Genomic DNA, 9,534 nt, shown 5'->3' on the forward strand with positions numbered 1-9,534 from the left:
GCGGCCTGGGGGCGGCGCCTGGACATCCCGGCGGGTACCGCCGTGCGCTTCGAGCCGGGTCTGGCCCGCGAGGTGGCGCTGGTGCCGATCGCCGGGCGGCGCGTGGTCACCGGGCTGCGCGGCGAGGCCGGGGCCCGGAACGGGGGCAGGCTCGATGGCTGAGATCAGCCGCGAGCGGTACGCCGCGCTCTACGGCCCGACCGCCGGAGACCGGGTCCGCCTGGCCGACACCGACCTGTTCATCGAGGTCGAAGAGGACCGCTGCGCGGGCGGTGAGGAGGCGGTCTTCGGCGGCGGCAAGGTGATCCGCGAGTCGATGGGCATGGCGCATGCCGTGCGCACCGCGCGCGACGGCGTGCCCGGCACCCCGGACACCGTCATCACCGGTGCGATCGTGCTCGACCACTGGGGCGTGGTGAAGGCCGACGTCGGGATCCGTGACGGGCGGATCGTCGCGCTGGGCAAGGCCGGCAACCCCGACACCATGGACGGGGTGCACCCCGACCTGGTCATCGGTCCGTCCACCGAGGTCATCGCCGGCAACGGGAAGATCCTGACCGCCGGGGGCATCGACGGCCACGTCCATCTGATCTGCCCGCAGTCGGTCCAGGAGGCGCTCGGCTCCGGGGTGACCACCCTGATCGGCGGCGGCACGGGCCCGGCCGAGGGCAGCAAGGCCACCACCGTCACCCCCGGGGCCTGGCATCTGGCCCGCATGTTCGAGGCGTTGGACTCCTGGCCGGTGAATTTCGCGCTGCTCGGCAAGGGCAACTCGACCAACGAGGAGGCCCTGTGGGAGCAGCTGCGGGCGGGGGCGGCCGGATTCAAGATCCATGAGGACTGGGGTGCCACGCCCGCCGTCATCGACGCCTGCCTGCGGGTCGCCGACGCGTCCGGGGCGCAGGTCTCGATCCATACCGACACGCTCAACGAGGCTGGTTTCGTCGAAGACACGGTGGCGGCCGTGGCCGGGCGCACCCTGGAGGCCTACCACGTGGAGGGCGCGGGCGGCGGGCACGCCCCGGACATCATCACCGTGGCCGGGCTGCCCAATTTCCTGCCCGCCTCGACCAACCCGACCCGCCCGCACACCGTCAACACCATCGACGAGCATCTCGACATGTTGATGGTCTGCCACCACCTGAGCCCTTCGATCCCGGAGGATCTCGCCTTCGCCGAATCGCGGATCCGGCCGACCACCATCGCTGCGGAGGACATCCTGCACGACCTCGGCGCGATCTCGATGATCGGCTCGGACTCCCAGGCGATGGGCCGCATCGGCGAGGTCGTGCTGCGCACCTGGCAGACCGCGCACGCGATGAAGCGGCGGCGCGGCGCGCTGCCCGGCGACGGGGCGGCCGACAACCACCGAGCCCGCCGCTACGTGGCCAAGTACACGATCGGCCCGGCGGTGACGCACGGCATGGACGCGGAACTCGGCTCGGTCGAGCCGGGCAAGCTGGCCGACCTGGTGCTGTGGGATCCGGCGTTCTTCGGGGTGCGCCCGGCGCTGGTGCTCAAAGGCGGAGCGATCGCGTGGGCCGCGATGGGCGACGCGAACGCCTCGATCCCGACCCCGCAGCCCGTCCTCCCGCGGCCGATGTTCGGCGCCTACGGCAACGCCGCGCCCGCCACCAGCCTGGCGTTCGTCGCCGAGGCGGCGTTGGAGGACGGGCTGGCCGAGCGCCTCGACGTGCGCCGCCGCCTGGCTCCGCAGCGCGATGTCAGGGGTCTCACGAAGGCGGACCTGCCGCAGAACACCGCGCTGCCGCGCATCGAGGTCGAACCGGACACCTTCACCGTGCGCATCGACGGCGAGGTCGTGGAGCCGTCGCCGGCCGAAGCGCTGCCGATGACCCAACGCTACTTCCTGTTCTAAGGCGCCGCCGTGAGCCTGACCTCGCTGCTCCTGCTGGCCGACAGCCGGCTGCCCGCGGGCGCGCACGCGCACTCCGGCGGACTGGAGGCCGCCGTCGCCGCCGGACGGGTGAACGACGCCGCCGACCTGCACGGCTTCCTGCTCGGCCGACTGACCACCGCTGGGCTGACCGGTGCCGCCTTCACCGCGGCTGCGCTGTGGGCGGCCCGCGCTGTGCCCACGCACGCTGCCGGATCATCAGACGACAGCCCGTTCGCCGACCTCGACACCGAGTACGAGGCGCGCACCCCGTCGCCCGCGCAGCGCCGCGCCTCGCGTGCGTTGGGCCGGCAGCTGATCCGTGCGGCGCAGGCGGGCTGGCCACACCCCGCGTTCGGCGCGGCCGCCGCCGTGCACCCGGACGGACCCCACCAGCCGATCGCCCTCGGCACGGCGGGCGCGGCGGCCGGACTCGACCCCTTCGACGCGGCCGTGGCGGCGGCGCTCGGCTCCGTCTCCGGCCCGGCGAGCGCCGCGACCCGGCTGCTGGGCATCGACCCCGACGCGGTCACCGCGGTGCTCGCCGCGCTCGAGCCGCTCGTGCAGGACACGGCCGCCGCCGCGGTGGCGGCGGCGCGGGGCCCGGCCGCCGAACTTCCCTCGTTCAGCGCGCCGCGCCTGGACATCTCCGCACAACACCACAGCACCTGGGAGGTGCGTCTCTTTGCATCGTGATCATGCTCTCGAGCCCGGCGCCGCCGGAGTCGGCCTGCGCACGCCCCCGAGCCCGGCCCTCGGCGTGCGGCCCGCGCAGCCCGGCGCACCGCTGCGCGTCGGGATCGGCGGTCCGGTCGGCTCCGGCAAGACCGCGCTCGTCGCCGCACTGTGCCGCGCCCTGCGCGCGCAGTACTCCCTGGCCGTGGTCACCAACGATATCTACACCCGCGAGGACGCCGAGATCCTGCTGCGCCAGGGCGTGCTCGAACCCGAGCGGATCGCCGCCGTGGAGACCGGCTGTTGCCCGCACACCGCGATCCGCGACGACATCTCGGCCAACCTCGACGCCGTCGAGGCCCTCGAAGCCCGTTTCGCGCCGCTCGACCTGGTCCTCATCGAAAGCGGCGGGGACAACCTGACCGCCACCTTCAGCAAGGGCCTGATCGACCGGCAGATCTTCGTCATCGACGTGGCCGGCGGCGACAAGGTGCCGCGCAAGGGCGGGCCCGGGATCACCTCCTCGGACCTGCTGGTGATCAACAAGACCGACCTGGCCGCGCTGGTGCACGCCGACCTGGAGGTGATGCGCCGGGACGCGGCGGTCAAGCGCGGCGAGCGCCCGACCGCGTTCATCTCGCTGACCGAGCACCCCGACGCCCCGACGGTGGCTGACTGGATCAAGGATCTGATCGCGCAGCGCCGTGCCGCCGCGCACACCGCACCGAGCCCCGCGTGAGCCCGATGTGAGGGCGAGCGCCCACATCGCCGCCGAGGTGCGCCCCGGCGGCCGCACTCGCCTGACCGCATTGGCCGGCCAGGCCCCGCTGCTGCTGCGCCAGACCGACACGCAGCAGGATCCTCCCGCCGGACCGGGCGCGGCCCGCGAGACAGGTGCCGCGCTAGTCCACCTCGTCGGCGGAGCGGCCGGCCCGCTCGGCGGCGACGAACTGAACTACACCGTGGACCTCGGCCCCGGCGCGCACGTGCTCGTGCTCAGCGTGGCCGCGTCGATCGCGCTGCCCGGCCCGCTCGGGAGCGAATCAACCCTCGACATCACGGTGCGCGTCGCGGACGGCGCCCGCCTGTCCTGGAGCCCCCAGCCGATGATCGTCGCCCGCGGTGCCCACCACCGCACCACCTCATATGTCGATCTGGTCGGGGACGCGCGCCTGGTGTGGCGCGAGGAGGTGCTGCTCGGCCGCCACGGCGAACCGCCCGGCTCGGTCGCGACCCGGCTGCGCGTGCGCCGCGACGGCCGGGCGCTGCTGGACCACACCCTCGCCGCCGGTCCGCGCTACCCCGGCTCCCTCGGCGCCGCGGTCACCGCAGCCGACACCGCGATCGGCACGATCGTGATCGTCGACCCCGATTGGGCCCATGTCCCGCCCGCGGACCGGCTGCCCCTTCCCACCCGCGACGACGCGGGCGGAGCCGTCACGGTGCTGCCCCTGCCGGGCCCGGCCGTCGTCGTCAGCGCCTTGGCACCCGACGGCCTGACCCTGCGCAGGTTGCTGGAGCCGGTCTCGCGTGTGTCGAACATGTAGTGAGTGATTCAGGTTCATGATTCGCAGCATACGAACACCCCACACCGGACAGGTCCAGAACGCGCAGCCACCCCGACTGGCACCGGCACGCCGCGCCCGCACTGGTTGGCCCGTCAGAGAAACGAGCTCTGTCGAATTCTCGCGGCGGCCGAGGCCACGGCTCCGTCGATCGGTGGGCGTCGTGCTCTCGTTCAAGCCATGCCTGGGCCGACGGGGACGACCTACCTAAGCCGACCGCGGCCGGGCTGCGGCGATCGCAAGTGCCCCCGGCCCGTGGCAGAAAGCGTCGCTGGGGCGGCGCGCAACGCTGGGTGGAGCAGGTCCGCCGAATGTTGTCCCGCGGGGACAGTGCACCGTGGCGTCCGCGACGAGCGGGCTGCGATGGCGTGGCGTCGCAGGCGCGGGCGCGTACCTCATGCAGCGTGGCGTGACGCGCTGGGCGCGGCGATGCTAAGACTGACGACGTGAATCAGCAGGCAGCCGGGCCGGGGACCGACGGCGCACCAGGTGCGGCCGCACCGCGGGGGCCGCAGGTTGAAGATCCCGTGATCCGCACCGAACTGGCCGAGCTGGCCGTGTAGGCCGAGGCGCAACGGTCGCGGTTGACCGACGAGGTGTGCGCCGGAGCGTCGAGCGGATCGCGTTCTACCGCGACGAACACCTCGTCCCGGCCGAGGAACTGCGTCGCTCCGTCGAACACAATCTGTTGTTCCTGATCACCGCGCTCGACCGGCCAAACGCCCCGCTCGACCTGACCGCGCCAGAGAGGTCTGTAAAGCCATACAGTCCTATTTCCGCACGAGGCCGGCCGGCGGGAGGGCCCGCCGACCGGCCGCGATTGAACTCAGGGTGTTGCCCGTCCGGGCGTCAGTAGCCGATGGCCACCTGGACGTACTGCCCGTCGGTCGTGTTGAAGTCGGAGGACTGGCCGTTGACGTCGTCGTAGGCGAAGCCGTATTGCAGGTGGTTGACGGCGACGGAGTGCCAGAACGCCGCGTAGTAGTTGCACGGTGCGTTCATGTAGTAGTCGGACGGGGTGTTCTGGATCGTGGTGGAGAACTGCGCCACGCACCGATTCAGCGCCGCGCACAGCGTCGCGTCGCCGTTCAGGGCCGGACTGCCGCCGCTGGCGCAGCCGAAGACCTGCTGCGTCGTCTCGGTCGCGCCGACCGACGCGGCGTACGACGTCATGTAGTTCGCGTCCGCGCCGCCCGGCTGGAAGGCTGCGACGTCGCTCGGCGCCGGAATCGCGTACGGTGCCTGGACCGTGGCGAGCTGCTGGAACACGCTCGGCACGTAGTTCTGGAACTGCTGGAACAGCGCGGTCCTGCTCTCCGCGAACACCGAGTCGTTCTCACCCACGACGGTGTCGCTGCCGTCCGAATTGTGCAGGTGGATCGCGAGTGGCAGCCGGAAGGCGTCGACCCGCGAGGTGTCCGCGTTGAGTGTGGCGCCGCTGGAGTTCAGCTCGATGAAGTCGTAGTACGGGCTGCTGGCGCCGGAGGACCCCAGGTAGAAGTAGACCCGGCACGCGGTGCATGAGGACATCGAGTAGTACGGCGACTGCGCGATCGACTCGGTGACGCCATTGACCGACCAGTAGACCTGGCTATCCGGGTACTGGCCGTTGGTCTCGTTCAGGAAGTCGAACTCGATGGCGCCCGACGAGGTCGGGATGCTGGAGGTGTTGCCCCAGAACCCAGACGGGAACCCGCCGTAGCTGTTGCCGCCGCCGGACGACGTGGCAAATGTCAGATAGTTGATGTTCCAGCCTGCGTTGTCCTGATTGATGGTGAGGGTTTGGGTGCCGGCCGACAGGCTGAAGCTGACCGCGACCGTGGTCCAGTTCTGCCAGCCGCCGGTGGCCGGCGCGGTGACGTTGCCGGAGAGGTTGGCGCCGGAGGAGCTGGCGATGTGTAGGGCGTCGGTGACTGCGGTTGGTGCGGCTAGGCGAAGGTTGACGGTGTACGTTCCCGCGGTGGCGACATTGACCGTGTACTTGAACCATTGTCCTGCTGCGGTCCAGCCGAGGTCGTAGCCGCCGCCGGTGTCCGTGGTGGCTTCTAGATCCACCCCGTCGGAGCGGTAGCTGTTGCCGCTGCCGTTGACAGAGGTGACGTTATAGGCGACGCCTTGGCCGCCGGTGTCGTAGTTCTCCGCCTGCACGGTGCCGGGCACCGCAGCCGGTGTGCCGCCGTACGGGCCCTCACCGCCGCCGCTGTTGGCGGTGAAGGTGAGGTAGTTGATGTTCCAGCCTGGGTTATCCTGGTTGACGGTGAGCGTCTGAGTACCGGCCGGCAGGGTGACGGCCGCGGTGACTGTCGTCCAGGTCTGCCAGCCCCCGGTGGCCGGGACGTTGATGTTCCCGGACAGGTTGGTTCCCGAGGAGTTGGCGATATGCAGTCCGTCGGTGACCGCGTTCGGTGCCGCCAGGCGCAAGCTGACGGTGTACGTTCCGGCGGTGGTGACGTTGACCGTGTACTTGAACCATTGTCCTGCTGCGGTCCAGCCGAGGTCGTAGCCGCCGCCGGTGTCGGTGGTGGCTTCCAGGTCCACCCCGTCGGAGCGGTAGCTGTTCGCCGATCCGTTCACTGAGGTGACGTTGTAGGCGACGCCTTGGCCGCCGGTGTCGTAGTTCTCCGCCTGCACGGTGCCGGGCACCGCAGCCGGTGTGCCGCCGTACGGGCCTTCACCGCCGCCGCTGTTGGCGGTGAAGGTGAGGTAGTTGATGTTCCAGCCGGCGTTGTCCTGGTTGACGGTGAGCGTCTGGGTGCCGGCCGGCAGGGTGGCGGTCGCGGTGACTGTCGTCCAGTTCTGCCAGCCGCCGGTGGACGGGACGTTGATGTTCCCGGATAGGTTGGTTCCCGAGGAGTTGGCGATGTGCAGTCCGTCGGTGACCGCGTTCGGTGCGGCCAGGCGAAGGTTGACGGTGTACGTTCCGGCGGTGGCGACGCTAACGGTGTACTTGAACCACTGTCCTGCTGCGGTCCAGCCCAGGTCGTAACCGCCGCCGGTGTCCGTGGTGGCTTCCAGATCCACCCCGTCGGAACGGTAGCTGTTCGCCGATCCGTTCACTGAGGTGACGTTGTAGGCGGCGCCTTGGCCGCCGGTGTCGTAGTTCTCCGCCTGCACGGTGCCTGGCACCGCGGCCGGTGTGCCGCCGTACGGGGCGCGGGTCGCGGCAAAAGCACTGCTCTGACCGCTGACCAGCACGAACATGCCGAGCAGCGCCGCGAGCGCGACTGTGACTTGCGCGCGGATCAAGCGGGTAACCCGGCGCCCGGCGCGGCGCCGGTGACCGGGGGAGCCCCCGGTTCTGGTAAAGCTGACGAAGTACATCATTGTACTGTCATCTCATCTCTCGACGATCCGGTGGATCGGTTCAGTTGTAGGTGACCACGTTGCTGGGGCCCGGGGCGGTCGAACTGACGGCGGCGCCGGTTCCGTTGATCACCGATTGGATGCCGCCCAGGTTGTTGAGCCAGACGGTCAAGATGTCGTGGAACACGACACCCGAGGTGTTCGGTGCCTGGAAGGCCATTGCGTTCTCGATGGCCGCTCCGGCGTCGAAGTTGGAGTAGCTGCCCATCCCGTAGCCCTGGAACGTGGTGACGCTGTTGGGGATGTAGAAGGCCGGGTAGCCGTCCTGGGTCGCGCTGGACATCCAGGCCGCCTGGCTCGGCACGTCGTAGGGGTCCTCGTTCTGGTAGAAGACGACGGTGCCGCCCTGGCCGTTCCAGACGGTCTCATACTGCTGATAGTGCTCGACGGCCAAGCCGTAGGCCGTGACGCTGTTGCCGTTCACGGTCGTTCCGGTCGCCGCGGTGTCCGACGTCCAGGACCCGCCGCCGGCGCCGTGGTCGGCGCGCCACGACCACACGTCGTCGATCAGGGAGTTGTTGCTGTTGTCGATGAAGGCGTCGGTGACCGATCCGACCTCGGCTCCGCCGACCCGGAAGAACACGTCGTCGACGCTGACCGGGTCGGAGGCGTGGCTGACGGCCGAGCCCTGGGTGCCGACGGTGAGCAGCGTGGGCGAGGTGGTCGGGCCGGCGTCGAAGATCAGGCCTGAGATGTTCACGCCGTTGACGTCGGCCACGGTCATCGTGCTCTGGCCGGCGGTCGGGATCAGCGTGGCGAATCCGAGCCCGATGATCTTCGTGTCGGCCTTGGTGACGTTGATGGTCGAGGCGTAGCTGTACACGCCCGGGGTGAACAGCAGGTTCTCACCGGCGGCCAGCGCCGCGTTGATCGTGGCGATGGTGCTGGCGGAGTTGACCACGTAGAACGTGTTGTTCACCGAGAGCGAGGTGCCCGCGGTGTTGCCGCCGGCCCAGGACGGTCCGCTGGAGTTGGTCCGTACTGAGGGTACGAACACGTTGTAGTTGCCGGAGGAGTCGGTGTAGAGGTAGGGCTCTTCCTCGGTCGTCGGACAGGTGCCCAGCGTCGTGTACGGCTGGGGGCCGCCGGCCGACACGGGGGTCGGGCCGAAGCTCTGCGTCGGCGCGCCCGGGTCGCCGCAGAACACCTGGTTCCACACGCCGTTGGTCCACGAGCCGATGTTCGTGTTGCGGGTGATGTACTGCTGCTGCGAGCCGTTTTCCACGGTGCCGTTCAGCTCCGAGTCGGCGATGAAGCCGCCGCTGGTCCAGCCGGGGGTGCCGCCGCAGTAGTCCATCAGGGTCAGGTTGCCATTGAACTCCACCCGGCGCAGCGGCGCGGCCTGGGAGACCGCCCACACGTCCTCACCGGCGTTGCAGCCGGTCAGCCCGGTGACGTTGATGGTCAGGTTGGAGATCGAGCGCCAGAAGTTGGTGGTGCCGTAGCACTGGGTCTGGACGCCGCCGACGCACTGGTTCCACGAGTCGATGGTGCCGTTGATCACCGTCTGGCCGGGGTTCTGGCCGAGGCCCGCCACGCTCTCGTAGTAGCCGACCTGGAAGTCCAGCGGGGACGCGGCCGAGCCATAGGTCCCGGGCTCGAACAGGATCTCGTAGCGCTGGGTGCCGAACTGGTTCGGGTTCTGCTGCGTGCCGATCGCGTTGAGCTGGCTGGCGATCGAGCTGACCGACTGGCTCGGGCTGATCACGATCACGTTCGCGCCGAGGCCGCCGCCGGTCGGCGGCGGGGGAGTGCCGCTACCGCTCGCGAAGGTGAGGTAGTTGATGTTCCAGCCTGCGTTGTCCTGGTTGACGGTGAGGGTTTGGGTGCCGGCTGGGAGGGTGACGGTGGCTGTGACGGTGGTCCAGGTCTGCCAGCCTCCGGTGGCCGGGACGTTGATGTTCCCGGACAGGTTGGTTCCCGAGGAGTTGGCGATGTGCAGTCCGTCGGTGACCGCGTTCGGTGCCGCCAGGCGCAAGCTGACGGTGTACGTTCCGGCGGTGGTGACGTTGATCGTGTAGTTGAACCATTGTC

At 70.0% G+C, this 9,534-nt stretch carries 7 protein-coding genes; 5 read left to right on the forward strand and 2 right to left on the reverse strand.

What is annotated here, in order from left to right; translation table 11 throughout:
- The 5 genes from VGZ32_RS04395 to VGZ32_RS04415 form a co-directional block, all read left to right on the forward strand.
- On the forward strand, nucleotides 1-162 hold a 162-nt coding region (locus tag VGZ32_RS04395; protein ID WP_326884510.1), incomplete at its 5' end, for an urease subunit beta.
- Nucleotides 155-1,879, forward strand: coding sequence for an urease subunit alpha (locus tag VGZ32_RS04400; protein ID WP_326884504.1), 1,725 nt, complete (start codon nucleotides 155-157; stop codon nucleotides 1,877-1,879). The genes VGZ32_RS04395 and VGZ32_RS04400, both read left to right, overlap by 8 nt.
- A gap of 9 nt (nucleotides 1,880-1,888) precedes the next feature.
- Nucleotides 1,889-2,593: an urease accessory protein UreF gene (locus VGZ32_RS04405; protein WP_326884505.1), complete on the forward strand. Its 705-nt coding sequence runs from the start codon at nucleotides 1,889-1,891 to the stop codon at nucleotides 2,591-2,593.
- Nucleotides 2,583-3,311: an urease accessory protein UreG gene (gene ureG, locus VGZ32_RS04410; protein WP_326884506.1), complete on the forward strand. Its 729-nt coding sequence runs from the start codon at nucleotides 2,583-2,585 to the stop codon at nucleotides 3,309-3,311. The genes VGZ32_RS04405 and ureG overlap by 11 nt, the downstream gene beginning before the upstream one ends.
- A 7-nt stretch (nucleotides 3,312-3,318) precedes the next feature.
- The gene (locus VGZ32_RS04415; protein WP_326884507.1) at nucleotides 3,319-4,119 is read left to right on the forward strand and encodes an urease accessory protein UreD; all 801 of its coding nucleotides are present in this window, start codon (nucleotides 3,319-3,321) and stop codon (nucleotides 4,117-4,119) included.
- 867 nt (nucleotides 4,120-4,986) lie between these two features.
- Here VGZ32_RS04415 and VGZ32_RS04420 read toward each other — a convergent pair.
- On the reverse strand, nucleotides 4,987-7,383 hold the full coding sequence (locus VGZ32_RS04420; protein ID WP_326884508.1) for a carbohydrate-binding protein: 2,397 nt from the start codon (nucleotides 7,381-7,383) through the stop codon (nucleotides 4,987-4,989).
- A gap of 118 nt (nucleotides 7,384-7,501) precedes the next feature.
- On the reverse strand, nucleotides 7,502-9,534 hold a 2,033-nt coding region (locus tag VGZ32_RS04425), incomplete at its 5' end, for a carbohydrate-binding protein (protein WP_326884509.1).

It is taken from the genome of Actinocrinis sp. (assembly GCF_035938995.1).
GTDB lineage: Bacteria > Actinomycetota > Actinomycetes > Streptomycetales > Catenulisporaceae > DASZGI01.